General features: G+C 69.3%; 18 protein-coding genes. 4 read left to right on the forward strand and 14 right to left on the reverse strand.

All coding sequences use genetic code 11. The features are described 5' to 3' along the window. Positions 1–37: 37 nt before the first annotated feature. From ahcY to ASF54_RS04710, 6 genes are all read right to left on the reverse strand, one after another. Entirely contained in the window at positions 38–1528 is a 1491-nt protein-coding gene (ahcY, locus tag ASF54_RS04685; protein ID WP_055959356.1) for an adenosylhomocysteinase, read from the reverse strand. Positions 1529–1605: 77 nt separating this feature from the next. Next, positions 1606–3939, reverse strand: a complete 2334-nt coding sequence (locus ASF54_RS04690) for a heavy metal translocating P-type ATPase (RefSeq protein ID WP_055959358.1) — start codon at positions 3937–3939, stop codon at positions 1606–1608. Beyond that, entirely contained in the window at positions 3936–4178 is a 243-nt protein-coding gene (locus ASF54_RS04695) for a heavy-metal-associated domain-containing protein (protein ID WP_055959361.1), read from the reverse strand. The genes ASF54_RS04690 and ASF54_RS04695 overlap by 4 nt, the downstream gene beginning before the upstream one ends. A 25-nt stretch (positions 4179–4203) precedes the next feature. Further along, a complete protein-coding gene (locus ASF54_RS04700; protein WP_055959363.1) occupies positions 4204–4500 on the reverse strand; it encodes a metal-sensitive transcriptional regulator in 297 nt (98 codons plus the stop codon). Positions 4501–4677: 177 nt separating this feature from the next. Then, a complete protein-coding gene (locus ASF54_RS04705) occupies positions 4678–6099 on the reverse strand; it encodes a phosphomannomutase/phosphoglucomutase (RefSeq protein WP_055959365.1) in 1422 nt (473 codons plus the stop codon). After that, on the reverse strand, positions 6089–6301 hold the full coding sequence (locus ASF54_RS04710) for a DUF3499 family protein (RefSeq protein ID WP_055959367.1): 213 nt from the start codon (positions 6299–6301) through the stop codon (positions 6089–6091). Before ASF54_RS04710 ends, ASF54_RS04705 begins: the two co-directional genes overlap by 11 nt. Positions 6302–6360: 59 nt before the next feature. On the opposite strand from ASF54_RS04710, the gene ASF54_RS04715 reads away from it, so the two are divergent. Further along, complete coding sequence (locus ASF54_RS04715) at positions 6361–6858, forward strand: metallopeptidase family protein (RefSeq protein WP_055959369.1); 498 nt, start codon at positions 6361–6363, stop codon at positions 6856–6858. Between the two features lie 130 nt (positions 6859–6988). Here ASF54_RS04715 and ASF54_RS04720 read toward each other — a convergent pair whose 3' ends face one another. From ASF54_RS04720 to galE, 4 genes are all read right to left on the reverse strand, one after another. Further along, positions 6989–8422: a DUF5719 family protein gene (locus ASF54_RS04720; RefSeq protein WP_157510028.1), complete on the reverse strand. Its 1434-nt coding sequence runs from the start codon at positions 8420–8422 to the stop codon at positions 6989–6991. Continuing rightward, a complete protein-coding gene (locus tag ASF54_RS04725) occupies positions 8415–11249 on the reverse strand; it encodes a glycosyltransferase family 2 protein (RefSeq protein WP_055959373.1) in 2835 nt (944 codons plus the stop codon). The genes ASF54_RS04720 and ASF54_RS04725 overlap by 8 nt, the downstream gene beginning before the upstream one ends. 97 nt (positions 11250–11346) lie before the next feature. Continuing rightward, positions 11347–11625, reverse strand: a complete 279-nt coding sequence (locus tag ASF54_RS16740) for a WhiB family transcriptional regulator (RefSeq protein ID WP_055962080.1) — start codon at positions 11623–11625, stop codon at positions 11347–11349. A 506-nt stretch (positions 11626–12131) separates the two neighbouring features. After that, positions 12132–13094, reverse strand: a complete 963-nt coding sequence (gene galE, locus ASF54_RS04735) for a UDP-glucose 4-epimerase GalE (protein WP_055959375.1) — start codon at positions 13092–13094, stop codon at positions 12132–12134. Positions 13095–13215: 121 nt separating this feature from the next. On the opposite strand from galE, the gene ASF54_RS04740 reads away from it, so the two are divergent. Further along, a complete protein-coding gene (locus ASF54_RS04740) occupies positions 13216–14169 on the forward strand; it encodes a GlxA family transcriptional regulator (RefSeq protein WP_055959376.1) in 954 nt (317 codons plus the stop codon). A gap of 177 nt (positions 14170–14346) precedes the next feature. On the opposite strand, the gene manA is transcribed toward ASF54_RS04740, so the two are convergent. Beyond that, entirely contained in the window at positions 14347–15558 is a 1212-nt protein-coding gene (gene manA, locus ASF54_RS04745) for a mannose-6-phosphate isomerase, class I (protein ID WP_055959378.1), read from the reverse strand. Between the two features lie 135 nt (positions 15559–15693). Between manA and ASF54_RS04750 the strand changes: the two genes are divergently transcribed. Both ASF54_RS04750 and ASF54_RS04755 read left to right on the forward strand, forming a co-directional pair. Then, positions 15694–17070: an O-antigen ligase family protein gene (locus tag ASF54_RS04750; protein ID WP_055959380.1), complete on the forward strand. Its 1377-nt coding sequence runs from the start codon at positions 15694–15696 to the stop codon at positions 17068–17070. Positions 17071–17215: 145 nt separating this feature from the next. Next, a complete protein-coding gene (locus ASF54_RS04755) occupies positions 17216–18532 on the forward strand; it encodes a hypothetical protein (protein WP_055959382.1) in 1317 nt (438 codons plus the stop codon). Between the two features lie 230 nt (positions 18533–18762). On the opposite strand, the gene ASF54_RS04760 is transcribed toward ASF54_RS04755, so the two are convergent. The 3 genes from ASF54_RS04760 to ASF54_RS04770 form a co-directional block, all read right to left on the reverse strand. Beyond that, the gene (locus ASF54_RS04760; protein WP_055959384.1) at positions 18763–20874 is read right to left on the reverse strand and encodes a hypothetical protein; all 2112 of its coding nucleotides are present in this window, start codon (positions 20872–20874) and stop codon (positions 18763–18765) included. Next, positions 20871–22952, reverse strand: coding sequence for a GH25 family lysozyme (locus ASF54_RS04765; RefSeq protein WP_055959387.1), 2082 nt, complete (start codon positions 22950–22952; stop codon positions 20871–20873). The genes ASF54_RS04760 and ASF54_RS04765 overlap by 4 nt, the downstream gene beginning before the upstream one ends. A gap of 265 nt (positions 22953–23217) precedes the next feature. Further along, positions 23218–24240, reverse strand: coding sequence for a glycosyltransferase family 2 protein (locus tag ASF54_RS04770; protein WP_055959390.1), 1023 nt, complete (start codon positions 24238–24240; stop codon positions 23218–23220). Positions 24241–24304 lie beyond the last annotated feature (64 nt).

Consider the following 24304-nt stretch of genomic DNA (forward strand, 5'->3'; position numbering starts at 1 on the left):
CCGCCCGATTTCGGCGCCTGAGGGTTCGGGCTGTCGCTCAGTAGCGGTAGTGGTCGACCTTGTAGGGGCCCTCGACCGGCACGCCGATATAGGCGGCCTGCTCGGGAGTCAGCGTCGTGAGCTCAACGCCGAGGGCGTCGAGGTGCAGGCGCGCGACCTTCTCGTCGAGGTGCTTCGGCAGCGTGTAGACGCCGACCGGGTAGAGCTCCTGCTTGGTGAAGAGCTCGATCTGCGCGAGCACCTGGTTCGTGAAGGAGTTGCTCATCACGAACGACGGGTGGCCGGTGGCGTTGCCGAGGTTCATCAGGCGACCCTCGGAGAGGACGAGGATGCTGCGGCCGGTGGGCAGACGCCACTCGTGCACCTGCGGCTTGATCTCGATGCGCTCGGCGCCCGCAAGCGACTCGAGGCTGGCCATGTCGATCTCGTTGTCGAAGTGGCCGACGTTGGCGACGACCGCGAGGTGCTTGAGGCCGAGGAGGTCGTCGACCGTGACCACGTTGACGTTGCCGGTGCCCGTGACCAGGATGTCGACGTCGCCGATCACGCTCGAGAGCTTGGCGACCTGGTAGCCGTCCATCGCCGCCTGCAGAGCGTTGATCGGGTCGACCTCGCTGACGATCACGCGAGCGCCCTGGCCGCGAAGAGCCTCGGCGGCACCCTTGCCGACATCGCCGTAGCCGGCCACGAATGCGACCTTGCCACCGATGAGCACGTCGGTGGCGCGGTTGAGGCCGTCGGGAAGCGAGTGACGGATGCCGTACTTGTTGTCGAACTTCGACTTGGTCACGGAGTCGTTGACGTTGATGGCCGGGAAGAGCAGCAGGCCGTCGCGGGCGAGCTCGTAGAGGCGGTGGACGCCGGTGGTGGTCTCTTCGGTCACACCGAGGATGGCCTCGCCGACCTTGGTGTAGCGGTCGCTCGACTCGGCGAGGGAGGCGCGGAGCAGCTCGAGCACGACCTTCCACTCGGCCGAGTCGCCAGCAGCCGGTTCGGGAACGACGCCCGCGGCCTCGAACTCGCGGCCCTTGTGCACGAGCATGGTGGCGTCGCCGCCGTCGTCGAGGATCATGTTCGGGCCGGTGAAGCTCTCGCCGGACTCGGCGGCTTCGGCGCTCCAGTCGAAGATCTGGGCAGCACACCACCAGTACTCTTCGAGCGTCTCGCCCTTCCAGGCGAAGACCGGCACGCCGGCGGGCTCGTCGACGGTGCCGTTCGGGCCCACGACGACGGCGGCCGCGGCCTCGTCTTGCGTGGAGAAGATGTTGCAGCTCGCCCAGCGGACCTCGGCGCCGAGCGCGGTGAGCGTCTCGATCAGCACGGCGGTCTGCACGGTCATGTGCAGCGAACCCGCGATGCGGGCGCCCTTGAGCGGCTGCGACTCGGCGAACTCGTCGCGGAGGGCCATGAGACCGGGCATCTCGTTCTCGGCGAGACGCAGCTGGTGGCGGCCGGACTCGGCGAGGGACAGATCGCGCACGCGATAGCGGAAAGCGGCGTCGGGACGAGGGGCTGTGACGAGTGACATGTGTCCATTCTCGCACCGGGGAGCGGAATACGCGGGTTGGGATCCTGGGCTGTGAGCGGTGTCGAGCGACCTGTGGATTACTTCGGCAGAGCGGTGCGTCGAAGCATCAGGCTGTTGCCCATCACGATGAGCGACGACAGCGCCATCGCGAGGCCCGCCACGACCGGATTGAGGAGGCCCAGCATGGCGATCGGCAGAGCCGCGACGTTGTACGCGAATGCCCAGAAGAGATTGACCTTGATCGTGCGAAGGGTGTGGCGCGAGAGGTCGAGAGCGTCGGGTACGAGGCGGAGGTCGTCGCGCAACACCGTGATGTCTCCGGCTTCGAGGGCGGCGTCCGATCCCCCTGCCAGGGCGATGCCGACGTCGGCGCCGGCGAGCGCCGCCGAGTCGTTGACCCCGTCGCCGACCATGGCGACGACGCGCCCCTCGGCCTGCAGCGCGCGGATGACTTCGAGCTTGCCTCCGGGCAGCACTCCAGAGATCACTCTCTCGATGCCGAGGTCGGAGGCCACTGCGGCGGCCGCACCCGCGTTGTCGCCCGTGACCATCATCGGTTCGAGACCGCGCTCACGCAGACGGGCGAGAGCGGCAGCACTCGTCGGCCGAACCGTGTCAGCCACCGAGACGACGCCGCGAGCACGGCCGTCCCAGGCCACGACGACGGCGGTGCGGCCCGACGCCTCGGAGGCCTCGACGGCCGCAGAGACGCTCGCGGTGTCGACCGCCCATTCGCCCGCGACCCACTCGCGCCGACCGACGAGCACGACGTGGCCGTCGACCAGGGCACGCACTCCCGATCCACCCGACGCCTCGAAGTCATCGGCACGAGCGACGCCGTCCGACTGCCCTTCGGCCACGGCCCCAGCGACGATGGCCCGGCCGACCGGGTGCTCCGAGAGGGCCTCGACGGCGGCGGCCATCCGGAGCACGTGCCCCCGCGTCTCGCCGGTCGTCGCGACGACTTCGACGAGTGCCATGGAGCCGGTCGTCAGTGTTCCGGTCTTGTCGAAGACGACGGTGTCGACCGCTCCGGCTCGCTCGATGACCTGGGGCCCGCGGATCACGATGCCCCGGCTCGCGCCGATGCCGGTGCCGACGAGCAGGGCCGTGGGCGTCGCCAATCCCAGCGCACACGGGCAGGCGATGATCACGGTCGCGACCGCGGCGGCGAACGCCTCGATGGGAGCGTGGCCCGTGGCGAGCCAGCCGATCAGCGTGGCGAGCGCCAGGCCGATCACGACAGGCACGAAGATTGCCGACACCCGGTCTGCTAGACGCTGCACACGGGCTTTGCCGGTCTGGGCGTCTTCGACCAAGCGTGCGATGTGGGCGAGCTGGGTGTCGGCTCCCACCCGAGTCGCCCGCACGGTCAGATGTCCGCCCTCGTTCAGGGTGCCGCCCGCGACGGTGTCACCCACGCCCACCTCGATGGGCACCGATTCGCCCGTGAGCATGCTGGCATCGATGGCCGATGCACCGCGTGTGACGACCCCGTCAGCCGCAATCCGCTCGCCCGGTCGCACGACGAAGACGTCGCCTGCGGCGAGCTCTGCGACTGCCACCCGTGTCTCGATCCCGTCGACGAGACGGCGTGCCTCGAGGGGCTCGAGCGACAGCAACGCGTGCAGCGCTCGCCCAGAGCTCGTGCGGGCACGGGCCTCGAAGTATCGCCCGGCGAGCAAGAAGACAGTCACGGTCGAGGCCACCTCGAGATACGTGTCGCTCGACGCTCCGTCGGCCCGACCCACGAGCTGCAGGGTCATGCGCATCCCCGGTAGCCCCGCATCGCCGAAGAAGAGCGCGTACACCGACCATGCATACGAGGCGATCACGCCGAGCGAGATGAGGGTGTCCATGCCCACACCGCCGTGTCGCGCCTGGCGGAACGCCGTCGTGTGGAACGGCCAAGCCCCCCACACGGCGACCGGGCTGGCCAGGGCGAAGACGAGCCACTGCCAGTTCGTGAACTGAAGCACCGGCACCATCGAGAGCACCAAGACGGGCACGGCGAGAACAGCCGAGACGAGGAGGCGTTGCCGAAGCGAGTCGGCCGATCCGTGATCGTGGTCGGAGTGGTCGGGGTGATCGGCGGGAGCGTCAGCGGGAGCGCCCGAGGGCGTGGGCGATGCCGGGCGGTGGGCCGGATCCTGCGGTTTCGGTGTGTGCCGGGCTTCGGCGACTCGCGCGGTGTAGCCGGCCGCCGAGACCGCGTCGAGAGCTACGGAATCGTCGGCATCGATGGGCAGCGAGACACGAGCGCGCTCGGTCGCGAGGTTGACCGAGGCCTCTGCCCCGGCGATGCGGTTGAGCTTGCGCTCCACACGCCCGGCGCAACTCGCGCAGGTCATTCCCTCGATCGACAGGTCGAGGATCCGGGTGGGCGCGCCACCGGCACCGCTCTCACTCATGAGGCGGCCGGCCGCAGGTCGTAGCCCGCCTCGTCGACGGCTTCGCGCACCTCGGGCTCAGCCAGCGGGCGGGTGCTCGCGACTGTGACGGAGCTCGAAGCTCCCGGGCGCAGGTCGATCGACACGGCGGTCACTCCGGGCACCGCGCTGAGTTCGTCGGTCACGGCGCGGACGCAGTGGTCGCAGGTCATCCCGTCCACCAGGAAGGTGGTGCTGGTCGTGTTGTCGCTGGGTGTCATCGGGGTCCTCTCGATCGCGGAGACATCAGGAGCGGACGAGGCGGGCAATAGCCGCCGACGCCTCGCGGATCTTCTCGTCGGCGACCGGGCCACCCTCACGAGCGGCCTCGGCGACGCAGTGCGCCAGATGGTCGTCGAGCAGCTGCAGGGCTACCGTCTCGAGGGCCTTCGTCGCTGCGGAGACCTGGGTCAGCACGTCGATGCAGTACGTGTCGTCTTCGACCATTCGCTGGATGCCGCGAACCTGCCCCTCGGCCCGGCGGAGGCGCTTGATGATGAGGTCTTTGTCGCCGCTGTAGCCGACGTGTGCGCTGTGATCCATGCCGCTCCCTGCTGCTCATACCCCTAGGGGGTACCACAACCCTACGCCCCCGCCGCTGCCAGCGGTACCCCCGAGGGGTATTGAGTGGACAAAAACCAGGAGATTCCCATCGGCCCCCGAAATGAGACGAATCGGGAGGGAAAAGGCGAGAATCTCCTGAAAGACGCCCCGTGCGAGCTAGGCCCGGATCAGCGCCAGAACGGCGTCGCGCACCTGCACCATGCCACCCGGCGTCGCCGCCTCGGCGTTCAGGCGAAGCAGCGGCTCGGTGTTGGACGGCCGCACGTTGAACCACCAGAACTCGCCGGTGTCGAACGTGCCCGAGACGGTCAGGCCGTCGAGCTCGTCGAACTCGCCGCTACCCGTGTAGGCCTCGACGATCCGGGCGTAGGCCGCCGGCACGTCGGTCACGGTCGAGTTGATCTCGCCGGATGCGGCATAGGGCGTGTAGTGGTCGGTGAGCTCGGAGAGAGGCGTCGAGCCCGACCCGAACTCGGCCAGCACGTGCAGGGCCGCGAGCATGCCGTTGTCGGCACCCCAGAAGTCGCGGAAGTAGTAGTGCGCGGAGTGCTCGCCGCCGAAGATGGCGCCGGTGGCCTTCATCTCGTCTTTGATGAGCGAGTGGCCGACCCGGGTGCGCACCGGGGTGGCACCCGCGGCCTCGATCGCCTCGGGCACGGCGCGCGAGGTGATGAGGTTGTGGATCACGCTGATGTGCTCGTCGGGCGATGCCGCGTGAACGCGGGCGATCTCACGCACGGCGACAATGGCAGCGACGGCCGAAGGCGTGACCGCGTCGCCCTTCTCGTCGACGACGAAGCAGCGGTCGGCGTCACCGTCGAAAGCGAGACCGAGGTCGGCTCCGTGCTCGACGACGGCCTTCTGCAGGTCGACGAGGTTCGACGGCTCGAGCGGGTTGGCCTCGTGGTTGGGGAACGTGCCGTCGAGTTCGAAGTAGAGCGGGATGATCGTGATCGGCAGCTCGGGGAGCCCGGCGGCGGTGCCGAGGACGGCCGGGACGGTGAGCCCGCCCATTCCGTTGCCGGCGTCGACGACGATCGTGATCGGTCGGATCTTCGCGAGGTCGACGAGCGAGCGGAGGTACGCAGCGTACGACGGCAGAGCATCGAAGGGCGTGACGGAACCCGGGGTCGGGGCCGCGTCGATGCCGTTGGCGAGGAACGCCGAGGCACGATCTCGGATCGACGACAGGCCGGTGTCGAGCGAGATGCCCTGGGCACCCGCGCGAGAGAACTTGATGCCGTTGTAGGTCGCGGGGTTGTGGCTCGCCGTGAACATGGCGGCCGGGGCGTTGCGCGACCCGGAGGCGAAGTACGTCTCGTCGGTCGAGCAGAGACCGAGCAGGGTGATGTTGGCACCGCGAGCGGTGGCTCCGCGACCGAAGGCGTCGGCGAATTCGGGCGACGAGTCGCGCATGTCGTGCCCGACCACGATCTCGGTGGCGTCGCCGCCGATCTCGTCGGCAAAGGCGGCGCCGAAGGCCTCGACGACCTCGGGGGTCAGCTGCGATCCGACGAGACCTCGCACGTCGTACGTCTTGACGAAGGCGGTGAGGTCAACGGGCGAGTCAGAAGTCATGCCCCAAAACTACATGGCGGACGACCTGCCACCCCTGCGGGGCCGACAGGCTCTCGGCATGACGGGCGCACAGGTCGTATCCGTGAGGCTCCACGACCATCGACAACGGGCCGACGACGGCCATCGAATCGCCGTAGTCGTACGTGAGAGTAGCCACCGCCTCGTCACGGCAGGTGGCCTTGCTGCAGGGTCGCGCGTTCATCTCGAGTCACCCTAACCCGAGAGACGGAGGATTCCCCGAGGCGCGACTACCATGAGCGAATGGCTCGATCCCGAAGTGCGCGCGTCAGCGGCCGATCCGGATTCCGTGATCGCCACGGCCGCGGCCCGCGTTCCTCGGTCGCCGGCCCGCACCTCCCCTTTCTCGAGACGCGCATCGATCGTTTCGACGACATCGTCGCCTCCGCCGCCCAGTATCTTCGCGAGCTCTGGCCCGACGATCTCGAGGGGGTCGTGTTCGAAGTGGCCGGGTTGCCGGCCGGAGTGACGGCCGAGCTGACGGCAGACGAACGGTCAAGGGCGCCCGGCTCAGCGGGAGCACCCCGCCTCGATCGGTGGCGTGTGGATGTGGTGAGGCGGCGGATCCTTCTCTACCGTTTACCCATCGAACGACTCGCGCGTCCCCACGAGACCCGCTCGGTCGGCGACGACCCGTGGCAGCACCGGATGCTCGTCGAGGGCTACGTGTTTCGGGCGGTCGGCGATTTTCTCGGCAAGGATCCCTGGGAGCTGGCACCCGACCGCTATCGCGACCGTTAGCGCCGCCCGCTCCCCGGCCTCTCGTCCGCTAGACGCCGCTCGCCGCTGATCGCCGAGACTCCACGAATTGCCCATGGTGACCCCGCTCTACCGGCCATTCGTGGAGTCTCGCGTCTCAACGCAGCCAGCGCTACGGGTAGACCGTCACCGGCGTCGACACGGCGGTGGGCGAGAAGAGCGCGTACGACGCGACCTGGCTCGACGAGCTGAAGCTGACGCCCGCGCGCAGTCCGTCCGCCTTGGAGAGCGACGCGACCGCGTCGGGCGAGAGCGCCACCGCGACCGAACCGCCCGACGGAACCTGCAGCTTCTTGGCGCTCTTGCCGCGTACCGACAACGTCGCGCTGACCACCTTCGAGGTGGGGTTGGCGACGACCAGCCGCGGAGAAGGCCCCGCCGGAACGGCGAACAGCGTGGAGCCGCTTAGCGACGGAGCAGCCCCCGCCCAGGCGAGGTCGATGTCACCGTCACGCGCCAGCGTCGACGTGCGAGTTCCGGCCACGACGGGCACGTTCGACGAGACGAAGGCGGTGTACTGACCGGTCGCCAAGCCGTCGAGGGGAATGTCGGTCACCTCCCCCGCCTGCGCCGTGACCGAGAACGTCGCGCCCGTGCCGTCGGCGGTGCGCATCTCGATGGCGATGCGGGCGTTCACAGAGCCGGGCACGTAGGTGCGGAGGATCGGGAGCAGATCGCCGTAGCCGTCTTTGCCCGTCGCCGTCTGCAGAGCGTTGTCGCTGTGCACGATGACGCCGGGAACGGTCACCGACCGCGAGGGCGACGCGGAGGCGCTGACGGTGTCGAGGCCGCCGGCCTCGAGGGTTCGAACGACGCTGACCTGCAGGCTCGACGAGATCTGCCCGCCTCGGCTCACGACATGCACGACCGGCGAGGCCAGGCCCGTCGCGAACCCCGACAGGGGCACGACCTTCTGGCTACCGGGGGCGACGACGATGCCGGTCAGCCCCGGTCCTTCGACCTTGCCGTCTTCGCCGTAGACCGCGAGGTCGACGGTCGAGTTGACGTCGGAGGCGTTGACCAAGTTGATGAGGCTGGTGCGGCCGGTCTCGGTCGATCCGCCGACGAGCCACGTCGACGAGGTCGGCTCGGCGCAGGGCGAGGCGGCGAAACCCTTAAGGGCCGACGTCGACGAGGCCGCGCTCTGTGCCGCCGCGACGGCGGGAACCGTGGTCGACCCCTTCGCCTCTGCAGTCACCAGGAGGGGCTTGGAGGCCGCGCCGTCGGATCCTTTGAGAGAGTCGGTCGTGGGCTTCTGCACCGCACCCGAACCTGCTGATCCGGCGGCGGTGACGGTGCGGGCGGCCGACCCGGCGGTGACCGACGTCGCCGACGCACCCGAGTCGCCATTCAACTGAAGCAAGGATCCGGCACAGACCCGCTGCTGATCGAGCGCGACGGGCGTGACGACCCTGCCGGCCGGCGTCTCACTCAGCGTCGGCAGCGGCAGCAGCGTCGCTCCCGCGACCACTGCCGCGCCAATAGCAACGGCGACCACCCCGACGCCGGTGCGGACACCTGCGGAGACCATCGAACGCTTACTCATCTCGCTCCTCGTCGAAGGTCGTGGCGGGTTGCTCGGACTCGGGGGCACCCGTGCGCACCCGGCGTCGCCGTGGCGTCGTCGGAATGGCGAGCAGCAGCGCCGACCCGAAGATCAGAGCCCAGGATCCGAGCACGATCGGCCGCACGATCGAGTCGCCCGGGTGGTTCGCTCCGCGCTCGGTCGCATCGACGTAGCGCCACAGCTGGCCGCTCGTGGTGTCGCCGACGGGCAGGAACACCGCTTCTCCGTCCAGCGCCTCCTTCGCCCGCTGCGACAGCGCCGCTCGGGCGTCGTCACCCCGGCTGTCGCGAAGGAGCACGAAGCCCACACCGAGTTCGCGGAGGACCGGGGCCGGGTCGTAACCGCTGCGGCTCACCAGGTTGCCCGCGAGAGTGGTGAGGTCGCGGCTCGTCGACGAGAGCTGCTGCTGCGTCGAGTCGAGGGTCGACTGCTGATCGAGCGTTTCACCCTGGCCGCGCTCGAGCGAGACCGCGAGGGAGCCATCGGGCTGCGGGGTGAGCACGAGAGTGCCCACGTCGGGCTTGGCGACGGCCTCGGCGGTGACGTAGGCCGACAGGATCCGGCCGCTCGACGCCTCGATCGCGGAGGTCTGCAGCACCATCCCGATGATGAGCGGGAACGAGGCGGCGATGCCGAGCACGGCGAACAGGAATCCGAGGGGCGGTGTGAAGCGGGGAATGCGGTCAAGGCTCACCGCGGCGGCTCCGACCATTCCGACGAAGTAGAGGCTGAGGCCGGCTCCGGCCCAGACCCCGGTGGTGGAGCTGCCCACGCCGGTGATCTGCAGGTGCGTCGCCGCCACCGCGGTGAGGTAGCCGACGAGTGCGAGAGCGAGGCAGGCGACCGCCCGTCCACGGGTGGGGAGGAACACCGAGACGATCGCGAGAAGGCCGAGGGGCAGCAGGGCCACGACCACGACGATCGCCATGGTCGAGCCGGTGATACCGAGCTGGGCGACGAGGTCGGTCCAGCCGTTCAGGCCGGTCTCGGGTGAGCCGAGGGCCAGCTGAAGGGGTGAAGCCGCCTCGGCACGCGTCGGAGCGCCCGGATCGGCGAAGATCGCCCACCAGGTGCCGCGCGAGACCTGCGCGATCGCCAGGGGCACGAACAGCGCGATGGCGGGGAGCGGGATCGCCAGCATGCGGTGTGTGCCGCGGGGCCGCGCCGCGATCGACCCGAGCCAGCCGATCACGAGGGCCGGAATGAGCGAGGGGGTCGCGGCGGCGATCACGGCGAAGAGGATCGATGCAGCGGCTCCCGACGACCACCGGCTGTGCGACTTGATCATCGCGAGCACGAGGAACGGCAACAGGGCGTGCGTCACCACCGCGCCGAGGCGGCCCGCCTGCAGGGCGGCGAGCACGGGAGGCGAGACGGCGTAGACGAGGGCCGCGACCGTGGGCACCCAGGAGCGGTGGGTGATGCGGCGGGCGGCGAGCCAGGCACCGACAGCCGACAGCGGCAGGGCCGCGAAGTAGAAGAGGACGATGCCGGTCGACGGCGACCAGAACGTGATGCTGCCGAGCACGGCCACGATTCCCGCGAACGGGTCGGCAGGCCCGACGAAGCCGGTGCCGATCTCATGCCAGCCGAATCCGACCGAGTGCCAGAGCGACGACACGGTGGTGCTGACGGGCAGCAGGCCTCCCCCGGTGACGGCCGGCGAGCCGAGGAGCGCGAAGAACGAGACCACTCCGACGACGGCGACCAGAACGGTGATCCACAGCCCACCGGACCCGATGAAGCTCGCGCGCGGCTCGGTCGAGTCCTCGATGCCGGCCAGCTGGGCGTCGCGCTCGTTAATGCGCCGCTCACGCAGATCGGAGAACGTGGCCCGCAGGGGACGGAGCGTCCGCCACGGCACCTTCTTCGTCCGGGCGAAGTTGACCCGCGCCTGGCGAATGTGAGAACGACCGAACGCGGTGCCGAACGCGGTGCGGAACTCGCCGATCACGGCTCCGGGGTTCTTGACGAGCAACTGCCAGATCGATCGGAACAGTGCGAGTGGAACGAGGCTCAGCCAGTGGAACGGCAGCGCGACGGTGGGCGCGTAGACGAGGCGGCGATGCAGCTGAGCGGCCCTCTGGAGTCGTGCGCGGCGGGCGTGACCGCCGGGCTTCCGGCCGAAGTCTTCGGGGTGGCCGTCCGAGAGCACCCGGGCGGTCGGAACGAGCACGACACGGTGCCCGGCGAGACGCGCGCGGGTCGAGAAGTCAAGAGACGAGTCGACGTGCGGCAGCGCCGGGTCGAATCCGCCAAGCGCCTCCCAGACCGATCTCCGCACGAGCATGCCGCCGGCGGCCACCGCGAGCACGTCGGTGCGCGAATCACGCTGCCCCTGGTCGAGCTCACCCGCGACGAGCGCGATCGAGGAGCCGAATCGCGTGACCGTCTCGCCGAACTCCGAGATGACCCCCGGTTCGTCGGCCCGCATGAGCTTCGGTCCGGCCACCGCCACCGACGGTGCGACCTCGACCGTCGCCATCAGATACTCGAGCGCGCGGGGTTCCGGAGCGTTGTCGGCCCCGAGGATCCAGAGCCACTCGTCGCTCGACTCGGCCGATGCCGGGCCCACCACCCGCAGCGCGTGGGCGACCCCGGCGCCGATCGTGTCGACGCCCTTTGCCTGCGTCACCTGCGCCGCGCCACTAAGGGCTAGGCGACCTGCCGCGGATCCTTCGCCACCGGCATCGACGACGACGAGCGCCTCGGGCGGACGACTTTGACGCGACAGTCCCTCGAGGGTTCGGTCGAGGGTGGTCGCTCCGCTGGGGGCGACGAGGATCGCTGTGACTCTCGGCTGCATGACGGTGAGACTCTACGAGCCCGGAAACGCGAGACGGCGCACCCGGTGGGCGCGCCGCAGCGATTCATAGGTACGGTTCTGCAACCGCGGCGTGTGGTTACGCGCGCTTGCGGAGTTTGCGACGCTCGCGCTCGGAGAGGCCGCCCCAGATGCCGAAGCGCTCGTCGTTCTGCAGGGCGTACTCGAGGCACTGCGACTTGACGTCGCAGGTGGCGCAGATCTTCTTGGCGTCGCGGGTCGATCCGCCCTTTTCGGGGAAGAAGGCCTCGGGGTCGGTCTGGGCGCAGAGAGAGTCGGCCTGCCAGGCGAGGGGGTTCTCTTCTTCGTCGACGACGGGACGACGAACGCCGGGAACGCCGAGCTGAACCGGGTCGATGTGCCAGTTGTCAGGAACGATCGAGCCTGACGCACGCCCTCCGGCGAGGAGCTCGTCGGCCGCTGCCTCGAGGTGTCGCTGGCTGTCGAGGTGACGCTGGGCGTCGGGGTGCCGCTGGTCAGGCGACTCGAAGTCGTGTGCCCCATTGTGAATGGCCACTGCGCATCTCCCCTCGGTGCTGCTGCTTCCCGGTTGGTCGCAACAACGTAATTACACCGGTGTAACTAGGGGTACGTCAAGTCGAGCATCATAAAAGGCTCGACCGCTGAATGAGGGTCATTTGAGTCTCGGGCGTGTCGCGATCCGCCTTTGCGGGGACACGCCGGGGTACGTCTGCGAGGCCGCCGGGGTTGCCCGCGGGAGTGCCCAAACGGGCGTCTGATTGGCCTGTCGGCGCCGAATTCGGCACTTTCGCGTGGCTGCGATCTGGTTTGCAGCGCGCGCGAGCCGATCGGGCTGCGAGCTAGGAGCCGCCAGCCCCCAGCCGCCAAGCCCAACAGCCGCCGCTACTCGGCCGCCTGACGTGCCGCCCAGGCGCTCTCCACCATCTCGAGCAGCGTGTGGCGCATCTTCCAGTCGAGGTCGCTGCCCGCGAGCACGCCCTCGGCCACGATCCGGTCGGGGTCCCCGGCGCGGCGCGTGGCGATCTCGGGCTCGAAGTCGATGCCGGTTCCCTCGGCCATGGCGTCCATGATCTGCTTCACGCTCGAGCCGTCGCCCGAACCGAGGTTGTAGGCGGGCTCGAGAGTCTCGCCCGCGTCGAGCTTGCGCGCCGCGACGGCGTGCGAGAGAGCGAGGTCGGAGACGTGCACGTAGTCGCGCACGCAGGTGCCGTCGGGGGTGGCGTAGTCGTCGCCGAAGATCTTGGGCACCCGGCCGTCGAGGAGAGCCTGGAACACCAGCGGGAAGAGGTTGTGCGGGCTCGCGTCGTAGAGCGAGGGCTCACCCGACCCGACCACGTTGAAGTAGCGGAGGCTGGTGTGGCGCAGGCCGGTCGCGACGCCCTGGTCGCGCAGCAACCATTCGCCGATGAGCTTCGACTCGCCGTACGGAGACTCGGGCGACTTCGGCGTGTCTTCGGTGACGACGTCGGTCGGAGGCACCCCGTAGACGGCGGCGCTCGACGAGAAGACGATCCGGTCGACTCCCTTGGCGGCCATCGCGGCGAGGAGCACCGCCGTGCCGGTCACGTTCTGCTCGTAGGTGTGCAGCGGCCGCTGAACCGAGACCCCGGCGTACTTGTAGCCGGCGACGTGGATCACGCCGGTGACCCCGTAGTCGTCGATGGTCTTCTCGACCAGGGCCTGATCGAGGATCGTCCCGCGCACGAACGGCACGCCATCCGGCACGAACGACTCGATTCCGCTCGACAGATCGTCGAGGACCACAGGATCCAGCCCCTCCCCTGCCAACGCGCGAATTACATGCGAACCGATGTACCCGGATCCTCCGGTAACCAACCAAGCCATGGTGGCCAACCTATCGTGACGAGCTATCGGATCCTTTGCTGTGGACGAGGGGTGTCCTGTGGCAGGATTCGTGGTGTCATCGAGAATCCGCCACGTCCCGCTACATGAACCTGGAGGCACCATGCTCCGCTCCGTCGCCGTCCTCGCCGTAGAAGGTCTGCCGCCATTCGAGTTCGGCGTCGCGTGCGAGGTCTTCGGCATCGACCGGCGCGACACGGGCGGCCCCGCCTTCGACTTCCGGGTCGTGACCGCGCACCCGGGGCGGGTTCGAACGAGCCTCGGCTTCGACCTCGTCGTCGACGACGGCCTGGAGCGGGCCGAGGGGGTCGACCTCGTGGTCGTTCCGGCGCACGGCACGGGCGACGTCGACCCGGCCTACCTCGACTTTCTCCGGCGGGCACACGCGGCCGGCACGACCATCCTCAGCATCTGCAGCGGAGCCTTCATCGTGGCGGCGACCGGGTTGCTTGACGGGCGACGGGCGGCGACCCACTGGATGCACGCCGACGAGCTCCGAGCGAAGTACCCCGCCGTCACGGTCGACCCCGACGTGCTCTACGTCGACGAGGGCTCGATCGTGACCAGCGCCGGCACCTCGGCCGGGATCGACGCGTGCCTCCATCTCGTGCGGCGCGAGCTCGGCGCCGGGCCGGCCAACGCGATCGCCCGCCGTATGGTCACGCCCGCGCAGCGCGACGGCGGCCAGGCGCAGTTCATCGCGGCGCCGATCACCGAGCGCTGCTCCGACTCACTCGCGGGCGTCATGGACTGGATGCTCGTGCACCTCGACCGCGAGCTCACCGTCGACGAACTCGCCCGGCGCGCGCTGATGTCGCCGCGCACGTTCGCGAGACGGTTCCGCGCCGACGTGGGCACGACCCCCGGGGCCTGGCTCAACCGGCAACGACTGCTGCGCGCTCAGCAGCTGCTCGAGGCGACCGACGACACGCTCGAGTCGATCGCGCAGGCCACCGGGTTCGGGTCGGCGGCTGTGCTCCGGCACCACTTCGCGCGCGTGCTGCAGACGACGCCGACCGCGTACCGGCGGACGTTCGCCTCAGCGCTGGCGTCGTAGGCGTGCGGCCGCTGCAAATTCGAAGGAGATTTGCGAAGCCGACCCCGCCGGATCCTGATGTCTCCGTTGCCCGCCGCGCGTTTTTCCTTCAAATTTGCAGACCGAGCAGCTGTGCCCAGAGAGCAGTGCAGAGATCAGGATCCGGCCCGGCCGCTACCAGCCCGACGCCGCGGTCCGCTACGCGGCAGTCGCCACGAACGCCTCGCCCGACCCCGTGACGGCGAGGCGCCACTCGTCGGGCGTGACGTAAACCGCTTCGCCGGCTCCGACCTTGATGTTGCCGTCCTGGCCCTTGAGGTGCAGCTCTCCGCTGGTCACGAGCACGATCGACGGCCCGCCGAGCTGGACGACCGCACCCGCCTCACCGGGCTGCACGTGCAGCAGGGCGAACCCGACACCGGTCGGGTCGAAGCGCTCGACGCCGGCACCGGCCTCGGTGGGCTTCAGGTACGGCAGGGGGAGCTCGTCGAAGTCGAGCACGCGGAGGAGCTCGGGCACGTCGACGTGCTTCGGGGTCAGTCCGCCGCGCAGCACGTTGTCGCTCGGGGCCATGAGCTCGATGCCGAGGCCGCCGAGGTAGGCGTGGATGTTGCCGGCGGGGAGGAAGAGCGCTTCTCCGCGCTGCAGCGTGACCCGGTTGAGGAGAAGCGCGACGACGACGCCCGGATCGCCCGGGTACTCGACGGCGAGGTCGGCGATGGTGTGGATGGTCGCAGACACGGGCACGCCCGACTCCGACTCGTGGGCCACGGCGGCGGTTGCGGCATGACCGACCGCGGCGACGGTGCCGGCGGCGGCCTCACCGTCGAAGAGCCAGGCGACGGTCGCCTCGAGCGACTCGGCGAGGTGGGCGCGGAGCTCGTCGAAGGCGTCAGACCCAGCACCGCCAGCAGACGCGCCGGCCCTGGCCAGCACGTCGACGTCGGCGCGGGTCTCGGCGAGCGCTCGGAAGCCGCACAGCGCGTCGAAGGTGTCGCTCAGCGCGAAGATGATCTCGGGCTTCGGAAAGGGGTCTTTGTAGTTGCGCTCGCTTGCCTGGAGCGGCACGCCGGCGCGGTTCTCGCGCTCGAAGCCGTCACGAGCCTGCTCCGGGGTCGGGTGCGCCTGGATCGAGAGGGGCTTGGCGGCGGCGAGCACCTTCATCAAGAAGGGGAGTGAGCGGCGCCCGGATCCTAGAGTCCGATCGGGCTGCGCGGCGATCCAGTCGGCCAGCGTGTCGGCTCCGTCGACGACTGCCGGGTTGACGATGACGCTCGGCGAACCGGGGTGGGCTCCGAGCCACAGCTCGGCCTCCGGGCGGCCGGACGGCTTGCGGCCGAGCAGCGTCGAGATCGCCGTCGTCGAACCCCACGCGTAGTCGCGCGGAACGTTGGTGATGGCTAGAAACATGGCTTTCCTCTTGTGGCTCTCATGGCGGTGCATCCGCTGGCTCCTCGTCTTCACAGACGCGAGCGTGCCCACCGGGCGGTTCGACCACGGTACCAACGCCGCAGAGGGCGGCGCTGAACGACTAGCCTTACCGCCATGGCCGTCGCTAGCCCACTTCCTCGCGTCGACTCGAGTCTCGCCAAGCCGGCGACCGAGCGGACCGCCTTCGCGACCGCCGCTTTCCTCGTGCTGTTCGGCGGCGATCCGCTGCGTAATTCGATCAACTGGGCCGGCTGGGGTGTCGTCTGCGCGGCGCTCGTGGCGTGGGCGGTCGTGATCCTGGTGCGTCACCCGCCCCGCCTCTCGCGCGTGCCCGCTCTTCTGACACTCCTGCTGCTGTGGATGGTCGTCTCGCTCGTCTGGTCGGAGTACCGGGTGGGCTCGCTGCTCGGCGTCGGCACTCAGTTGGCGACGACGATCGCGCCCGTCGCCATCGTCGCGACCACGTCGTGGACGGGCATCGTGAAGGCCCTCGGTCGCGCCCTGCGCACGGTCGTCGTGCTCTCGCTGGTGTTCGAGCTCGTCGTCGCGGTGTTCATCCGGCAGCCGTTCTGCCCGATCTACGTCGACTGCACTCCCCCGCACCCCGCCGCGTTCTTCTGGACTCGCGACGCCCTCTTCTCCGGTGGCCAGATCCAGGGGCTACCCGGCAACAGCAACCTCCTGGCGATCTTCGCGCTGTACGCCCTCGTGGTCACCGCCGTCCAGGCTCACGGCCGCGTCATCGACCGGCGCACGGCCTGGTACGGCCTGGCCTCGTCGATCCTCGCCCTCGCCCTGACCCGGTCGTCGACCGTGCTCGCCTGCCTCGCGGTCGTGGCCGTGGTGCTCGGCTTCGCCGTTCTCGCCCGGAGGGTCCCCCTCCGTCGACGCTGGCTCGTCGGCGTCCTGGCTCTCGCGCTTGCCGGGGTGGCGGCGCTCGCCCTCTCGCTCGGCTGGGGGCTCCTCCTCCGCCTGCTCGGCAAGACCAGCGACCTCACGGGCCGCGGCTACATCTGGTCGAAGGTCTATAAGTTGGCGGTCGAGCACCCGGTCGTGGGCTGGGGCTGGACCGGCTGGTGGCAGCCCTACCTCGAACCGTTCAAGGGTCTCGCCAAGATCAAGGGCGTCGTCTACCTGCAGGCGCACAACGCCTACCTCGACATGTTCTTCCAGCTCGGCTGGATCGGCCTCACGCTCTTCGTCGGCGTGCTGGTCACGGCCGCGGCGCGCTCGTGGTGGTGGGCGACCGATCGACGCATGCTCGGCGTCGGCAAGCCCGCCCCGTGGAACACCCTCGACCTGCTGCCGCTCCTGCTGCTCTCGATCCTGATCGTGCACGGGATCGGCGAGTCGCGGCTCAACGTCGAGTGGGGTTGGGCGCTGCTCGTGCTGGTCAGCTACGCCACCCGGGTCGACAACTTCCGCTGGTGGACGCGCCCCGGCGAGGCGGTCGTCCCCGCCGATGCCACGGTCGTCCGCGCCGCCGACTGATCCCTCGTCGTGGCTGAACCCAGCGGCCGCTGCCGAATTGGAAGGAAAAACCTCGCACGCGCAACGAGATCATGCGGATCCGGGCCCATCGCCCGCAGAATCTCCTTCGAATTTGCAGGCACGGCGTACCTGAGACAATGAGGGCGTGACCATGCCCGGCTCGACCCGCGACCCCCTGCGTCGCTACCTGTCGGCATGGATCGGCTTCTCCGCCGGCGGATCGTTCAGCCAGGTGCTCACCGTCGCGATCCTGCTGTATGCCCTCGGCATCCACACCGTCCGGGCGCTGATCGGTTGGCCCGGCTCGATCGCGATCCTGGTCACACTGGTGCTCCTGGCGGGGTTGTCGCTCTTCGGCGCTCGGCACCACATCGAATGGCACGGCATCCTGCCGGTGTCGCTGATGGCGCTGTTCGCCTACTTCTTCCTCTCGTCGTTCTGGAGCCAGTACACCTGGGTCACGATCGGCGGCGTCATCTACGCGCTCGCCTTCGGGGCGCTGGGCATGTATCTGGCCCTCGGGCGCGACCTGGTTCAGCTGATCCGCGCCACCGGCGATGCGCTGCGGATCCTGCTGACTGTCTCCTTGTCTCTCGAAGTGCTCTCCGGGATCCTGATCGATCAGCCGATCGCGATCCTCGGTATTCAGGGCAACCTGGCCGAGGGCGGGCCTATCCAGGGCGTGGCCGGCACCCGCAACTACCTGGGGTTCCTGGCGGCGCTCGCTCTCGTGACGTTCGCGGTCGAGTGGTTCACCCGGTCGATCACGCTCGGCGTCGGGGTCGCGTCCGGGGTGCTCGCCCTGCTGACGCTGACGTTCGCCAGCTCGCCGGTGACCTCGATCGCCGTCCTCGCGCTGGTGATCGCCGCGATCGCGCTGCGGAGCCTCCGGCAAAGCCCGCCGGAGCGCCGCGCACTCTTGCAGGTGATCCTGGCGGTCCTCGTGGTGCTCGGCCTCGTACTCGCCTACCTCGCGAGGCGTCGGCTCATCTCGGCGATCGGCGCGACCTCCGACCTCGACGTGCGGCTGCAGCTCTGGGCGAAGATCCGCGAGCTCATCTCGCTGCACAGTCTCGTCGGCTGGGGCTTCGCCGGTCAGTGGCCAACCGAGGTCTTCCCGTTCTCGACTCTGACGAATGTGAGCGGCCGTGTCTCCGAGACCGGGCTCGGTGCGTTCTTCGACACCTGGTTCCAGCTCGGGCTCGCCGGTCTCGTCATGCTCCTCGCTGCCGGGGCGCTGGCTTTCACCCGCTCCTGGCTGACTGCGTCGGCACACCCGATCGTCGCGTACACCTGGCCGGCGCTCGTGCTGCTGCTCATCGCCGTGACCGCGATCGCCGAGAGCTACCCGCTGTTCGAGGGCACATTGATGCTGTTCGTCGCGATCGCGACGATCTCGGCCCGCAAGCGCTCGTGGCGGCAGAACCTCGCTGCGAACACAGGATCCAGCCGCACCCGCTGACCCCCGGCGCGACCCGGGCCTGTTGCGCTGCACCATCGCGTCCCTGCAGACCCGCCACATCGGCACAGACCCGCCACACGGGCACAGACCCGCACAGCCGGCCAAAACCCGCCTCCTAGGCGCGCTGTTTATGCCGAGTATGCGGGTCTGAGCCGATCGAGCGGGTCTGAGCCGAGTATGCGGGTCTGACCCAATCGTGCGGGTCTGAGCCAATCGAGCGCCCGGCCGCACTATTTGACGACGACCGCCTTGCACCCGAGCTTCGTGTTCGCGCCCTTGTCGGCACCGATGCCGTAGGCGCAGATCGTGTGCTTGCCCTTCGCGAGGGTCTTCGTCAGCGTGTACCCGTGTAGCGCTCCGGGCAGCTTGTAGACGCGCGCCACGTCGGCCCGTGCGACCGACGTCGGCACCCGGTAGCCCTTGCCGTCGATGTAGACGTCGACCTTGATCGAGGTTGCGACCGAGTCGGGGTCGAACGCCCAGCCCTTCGCCGTGACGGCCTTCTTCGACACCGTGACCGAGTCGAGTGCACCCTTCGGCTTGGTGTCGGTCGTCACCGTGCGGCAGGGGGCGATGTGCCCGCTCGTGCCGGCAGTGCCCGCCTGGTTGATCCCGCCGACGCAGAGCGTGTGCGTGCCGGGCTTCACCGTGACGGTGGCCGAGAAGCCGTGCGCGGCCCCGTAGGCCGGGTACGACGTCGCGACACCCGGGCGCGCAGCCGACGCGGTGACCTTGGCGAGACGCGAACCGTCGACCCCGACCGACACGGCGATCGACTTCGCCGTGTCGGCGTCGATGGCCCAGCCCGAGACGGTGATCGTTCGAAGCGTGGTGGTGACCTTCTCGATCGTTCCGCGGGGCGACGACGAAAGGACAGCGACGGTGGCGCAGTCGTCGACGGGGGTGTCGGATCCTCGTCCGGTGTTGACGCCGGTCACGCACACCCGGCGCGCTCCCTCCGTGGCGGGCACGACCGTCGAGAAGCCGTGAAGGGCTCCGACCGCGGGGTGGGCTTTGGCGACGTCGAGGCGCGAGTTAGCCGCGGTGAGCGTGCGCACCGTCTTACCGTCGACGGCGATCCGCGCCCGTATCGACGATGTGGTCTCGGGGTCGGCGACCCATCCGGAGACGAGGATCCCGCCCGGCGCCGCTCGCACCACGTCGACCGCGCCGAAGGGCGAGGGGTCGGCGACCGTGACCGGCGTGCAGGAGACGAGCTTCGCGGCCTTGTTGACGCCGATCGCGGTGACGCAGACGTCGTAGCTGCCGGGGCTCGCCGCCAGGGTCGTCGAGAAACCGTGTTTCGAGCCGGAGTCCGGGTACACCTTGCCGACGTCGGCCCGCACGGCCGAGGCGACGAGCGTCTTCGTCGACGCCCCATAAGCCACCGACACCGAGATGGACGCGGTGCTCGTGCGGTCGAGGGCCCACCCGCTGAGCGTGATCGTTCCGATACCGCCGACGGCCTTGTCGACGTGCCCGGTCGTGGTCGCCACGGGGGCTGCGGGGGTGCCGCTGGCGGGGGTGCCCGCGGTCGGCGAACCGAACCAGTTCGAGAAGTAGACCCAGAAGTTGCGGTTGCCGTAGGCGGAGCAGCTGTCGCCGGTGCCGGAGAGGTTCGCGAGGGCCGCGGCGTTCGGCGTGTACGGCGTGTAGTAGTAAAGGTTCGCGGTCGCCTGGTTCGCGATCGTCACCTTCTTGGTCCCGCAGGGGGAGCTAGGGCTGTAGCGCACGGCGACCGTAGTGCCGGGCGTGTACGTCGTGAACGACTTGGAGGTGCCGGCCGGGTTCGCGTAGCGCTTGAACTGCCAGGCAGCGCGGTAGACCTGGTTGTAGATGCCGGCGTAGGCCGGGTCGCAGCCGCTGCCCGTGTCGGGGCAGGCGTATCCCATTGCGCGATCGATGGCGTAGGTCGAGGGCGCGGTGGAGGTGACGAGCCCCTGCTCCTTCTGCAGCGAGACGAGCAGCACCTCGGGGTTGATGCCGCAGGCGCGGCCGACCTTCGCGATGATGCGCGCGGTGGTCTCGTTCTTCGCGCCCGCGTACGCGGCGCACATGGCGTCGGCGGCGCGGCTGGTGGTCGTCGTCGTCAGGATGTCGAGGCACCGGGTGTTCGAGCAGGTGCCGCTCTTACCGGCGAGGAACGTCTGGATCTGCGCCTCGCTCAGAGCATCCGAGTCGAAGAAGACCGCGTTGCTCACGATGTTTCCGGCATCGAACTGCGAACCGGAGAGCGCCTCGGCGGGGCTCGGCGCCGAGACGAACTGGATGCCGGTGAGCAGCGCCGCCGCCGCACTCGCGGCGACGGCGAGTGCGACGAGGCGTCGTGCGGCGGTGATCATTTCACGGTGACGTAGGCGCACTTCAGCACGGGGTTCTTGCCCTTGCTGGAGTCCATCCCGTACACGCAGACGTGCTTCTTGCCCTTCGGAATCTTCACGGTCGACGAGAAACCGTGCTTCGCCCCGTAGGCCGGGTACTTGCGCCCGACGTCGTTGCGGGTGTTTCCCGCCGCGAAGTAGGAGTGGATCTTGCCGACGTGCAGCGCGCCGCGGATGGCCGTCTTGGGAGTGTCGATGTCAACCATCCAGCCCGACACGGTCACGGTGCCCTTGCCGCCGACGATTCTGTCGACGCTGCCCCGGGGCAGGTTGTTCACTGTGGCGCGGACGCAGGATCCGACGGTCGCGTTCTTCCCGCTGCCCACGTTCACGCCGGTGACGCAGACCTTGGGCGTGCCCTGCGGAACGGTGAGCGTGACGTCGAAACCGTGCTTGCCGCCGTAGGCGGGGTAGGCCGAGGCCACCCCGGAGCGCGCGACGGAGGCGGTGACGGTCTTCGAGACGGAGTTAGCAGCGACCTTGACCTTGATCGACGACGCGGTGCCGCCATCGAACGACCAGCCCTTGACCCGCACGGTCGTCGGCGTGGTGGTGACGGAGTCGATGACGCCGACCGGGTTGAGGCCCATCGACTTCTTGGTCACGCAGGGCTCGAGCAGGGTGTTGCCGCCCGTGCCGACGTTGATCCCGTAGGCGCACACCTTGTAACTGGCCTTCGCCACCGGAATGACGGTGTCGTAGCCGTGCGCGGCGCCCCATGACGGATACTGGGCCGCCACGTCGTTCCGGGTCTTGTTCGCCTTGACGGAGACGACCTTGGAGCCGACGTAGATGTGAGTGGTGATGGAACCCTTGCTGTCGGGGTCGAGGGTCCATCCCCGCACCCGGATGCCACCGGGCACGGTGCTGATCTGGTCGACGTTACCCTTCGGCGAATGAGCGGCCGCCACGAGCGACGACGGGAGCACGAAGCCCTTGAGCGCCGCGGCCGAGCCGTTGAAGACGCTCGAGTCGCCGGCGAACGGACCGGTGGAGGAGTACTGCCAGATGGTCCAGTCGCTCCAGTTGGCCGGCACGGCGAACGGCCCCTGCGACAGCTCGCGGCCGTAGTTCGCGATCATGAGCTTGTTGGCGCTGAACGCCTTGCTTCCGCCGGTGCAGTCTTGCCACCAGTAGTAGCCGGTGTAGATGGCCGGGGTGATGCCCGTCATGCTCTTGACCTTGTCGGAGAAGGCCTTGATCCACGAGATCATCTGACCCTGGCTGAGGCCCCAACAGCCCGCCTCGAGGTCCAGGAGCGGCGGCAGGGTCTTGCCATCGGCCGACCAGCCACCACCGTTGTTCACGAAGTAGGCGGCCTGCGCGGCTCCCGAGGTCTCGCCCGGGTGCGCGAAGTGATACGCCCCCGTGTACATGCCGGCCTTGCGCGCGCCGCTGTACTGCGAGCTGAAGAGAGAGCTCTTGTAGCTGGTGTTCTCGGTGGCCTTGACGTAGGCGAAGCGGGCGCCCTGTTTGTAGCTGGAGGCCCAGTTGACACTGGTCTGCCAGCCGCTGACGTCCATGCCCTTGATGTTCGACGACGAGGCGCCCGAGACGGACTTCGTCGTCGCGGCCTTCGACTGCACCCGGAACTGCTGGGTCGGCGCGACCTCGGTCTCGGCGAGCGACGAGCCCATCGTGTGGTTGCCGGAGGCGTCTTGAACGGCGAGCGACGGGTCGGTGTCGGCGGCGGAGCCGTCGACCACGTCGGCCGCGTTGGCTTCGGCGTCGGAGGTGGCGCCGCCCGAGGACGGCGCGGCGGGGGCTGCGGTCGGCTCGGTGGTCGAAGCCGGGGTCGGCTCGGCGGTCGCGGCAGCGTCGGCGGTGGTGCCGCCGCTCGCAGCGGCCGGGGCCGTGGCGGCGACACTCGGCGCCGGGGTGGGGGTCGCGGCGACGGCAGCGGTGCCGAGCAGCGCGCCCGAGGCGGCGATGGCGACAGCGGCGGTCACCCCGACCACGGCCCGAAGGGTGGCGCGGCGCGGGGCCGTCATCGTCGGCGGCCGGACGTCGGCGCCGTGGCGCGCGCGGATGTCGCGCACGCGACGGTGGGGTACGTAAGCAAAGGGGTGCCTCCCGAGTGGCATCTGGCTATGGATCGAACCCCGCTGAACCCGCCGCCATCGGCGGTTCCACGCTGATCGTGGACGCCCGAACGTCCGCGTGGAGGGTGCTCACGAGCACTCGACTTCTCCACCGTAAGTCACACGAGTCACATGCACCAGGGCCGGAATGTCCCCCGATAGGGGCGCGATGGGGGACGATTCTTCGGCTCGCACCAAGGTCGCACTCAGGATTCGCCAAGGGTCAGCCGAGCAGGTCCTCTACCTCACGGCGGCGCAAACCGAGGATCCGGTCCGCCCGCCGCTTGCGTCGAGCCCCTGCCACCAGCCCGGGCAGCTCGCGCAGCACCCCGCGCCACGCGTCCCGCGAAAGATAGGCCTGATCGGGAGTAAGCGTGTCTCGTACCAGTCGTGCGAGCGTTCGAAGCACGACTCGAGTAATAAACCTCGCACTCCCGTTCCGCAGCACGACGGCGAGCCGATTGCGGATGCTCTGGCGTCGAATGAGCTCCGAGCCGCTCGACGAACTACCCGCATGCCGGTGCACGATCCGCGCCTCGGGAGCGAAGCCGATGCGGAGCCCGGCCAGTCGAAATCGCCACGAGACATCCAGGTCTTCGTAATACATGAAGAGGTCGTCGTCGAATCCGCCGACCGCTTCGAGCGCGTCGCGACGGAGAAAGGCCGCTCCACCCGAGAACCCGAAGGGGTCAAAGCGCGACGAGACGTCGTCGGCCGGCGCGAGCCAGTCACGGTCGTAGCCGTTGCCGTCACGCGTCATCTCGATTCCGGTGCCGTTCATCACGGCGGTGCCGCGCGTCGGATCCTCGGTTCTCGCCCAGAGGGCGCCGTCGAGACCGGCGAGCGTGTGCGGGCCCGGCTTACCGGTCGAGGCGAACAGCCCCTCAAGGACCACGGCCGCGCTCACGGCCGCATAGGTGGGCCCCGCGGCGTCGAGGGCGGCGAGCCCCGCGGCGATGAATCCAGGATCCGGCACGGCGTCGTTGTTGACGAGCACGATCACGTCGCCGGTCGCCGCCGCGATGCCCCGCGCCACTCCCCCGGCAAAGCCGGAGTTCGTGGGCTCTTCGACCACGATCACCTCGGGGTGGGCCCGCCGGATGACGTCGGTGCCGCCCGGCCTCGCCTCGTTCTCGACGAGCACGACCTCGAAGCCGTGCGAGGGAACCTGCCGAGCCAGGGCGTCGAGCGCCCGGAGTGTCAGATCGGGTTGCCGCCAGTTGACCACGATGACGGATGCGCGCATGCGCCAAGTCTGCCCGACATCGAATCTTTCACACGACTGTGAGGTATTCCACAAGCCTGAGGAG

This window comes from Frondihabitans sp. Leaf304, from assembly GCF_001423105.1.
Taxonomy (GTDB): domain Bacteria; phylum Actinomycetota; class Actinomycetes; order Actinomycetales; family Microbacteriaceae; genus Frondihabitans.

Bases quoted from the DNA above. Each gene is read 5' to 3' on its own strand.
- ahcY (WP_055959356.1), bottom strand. From the start codon at position 1,528: ATGTCACTCGTCACAGCCCCTCGTCCCGACGCCGCTTTCCGCTATCGC.
- ASF54_RS04690 (WP_055959358.1), bottom strand. From the start codon at position 3,939: ATGAGTGAGAGCGGTGCCGGTGGCGCGCCCACCCGGATCCTCGACCTG.
- ASF54_RS04695 (WP_055959361.1), bottom strand. From the start codon at position 4,178: ATGACACCCAGCGACAACACGACCAGCACCACCTTCCTGGTGGACGGG.
- ASF54_RS04700 (WP_055959363.1), bottom strand. From the start codon at position 4,500: ATGGATCACAGCGCACACGTCGGCTACAGCGGCGACAAAGACCTCATC.
- ASF54_RS04705 (WP_055959365.1), bottom strand. From the start codon at position 6,099: ATGACTTCTGACTCGCCCGTTGACCTCACCGCCTTCGTCAAGACGTAC.
- ASF54_RS04710 (WP_055959367.1), bottom strand. From the start codon at position 6,301: ATGAACGCGCGACCCTGCAGCAAGGCCACCTGCCGTGACGAGGCGGTG.
- ASF54_RS04715 (WP_055959369.1), top strand. From the start codon at position 6,361: ATGGCTCGATCCCGAAGTGCGCGCGTCAGCGGCCGATCCGGATTCCGT.
- ASF54_RS04720 (WP_157510028.1), bottom strand. From the start codon at position 8,422: ATGAGTAAGCGTTCGATGGTCTCCGCAGGTGTCCGCACCGGCGTCGGG.
- ASF54_RS04725 (WP_055959373.1), bottom strand. From the start codon at position 11,249: ATGCAGCCGAGAGTCACAGCGATCCTCGTCGCCCCCAGCGGAGCGACC.
- galE (WP_055959375.1), bottom strand. From the start codon at position 13,094: ATGGCTTGGTTGGTTACCGGAGGATCCGGGTACATCGGTTCGCATGTA.
- ASF54_RS04740 (WP_055959376.1), top strand. From the start codon at position 13,216: ATGCTCCGCTCCGTCGCCGTCCTCGCCGTAGAAGGTCTGCCGCCATTC.
- manA (WP_055959378.1), bottom strand. From the start codon at position 15,558: ATGTTTCTAGCCATCACCAACGTTCCGCGCGACTACGCGTGGGGTTCG.
- ASF54_RS04750 (WP_055959380.1), top strand. From the start codon at position 15,694: ATGGCCGTCGCTAGCCCACTTCCTCGCGTCGACTCGAGTCTCGCCAAG.
- ASF54_RS04760 (WP_055959384.1), bottom strand. From the start codon at position 20,874: ATGATCACCGCCGCACGACGCCTCGTCGCACTCGCCGTCGCCGCGAGT.
- ASF54_RS04770 (WP_055959390.1), bottom strand. From the start codon at position 24,240: ATGCGCGCATCCGTCATCGTGGTCAACTGGCGGCAACCCGATCTGACA.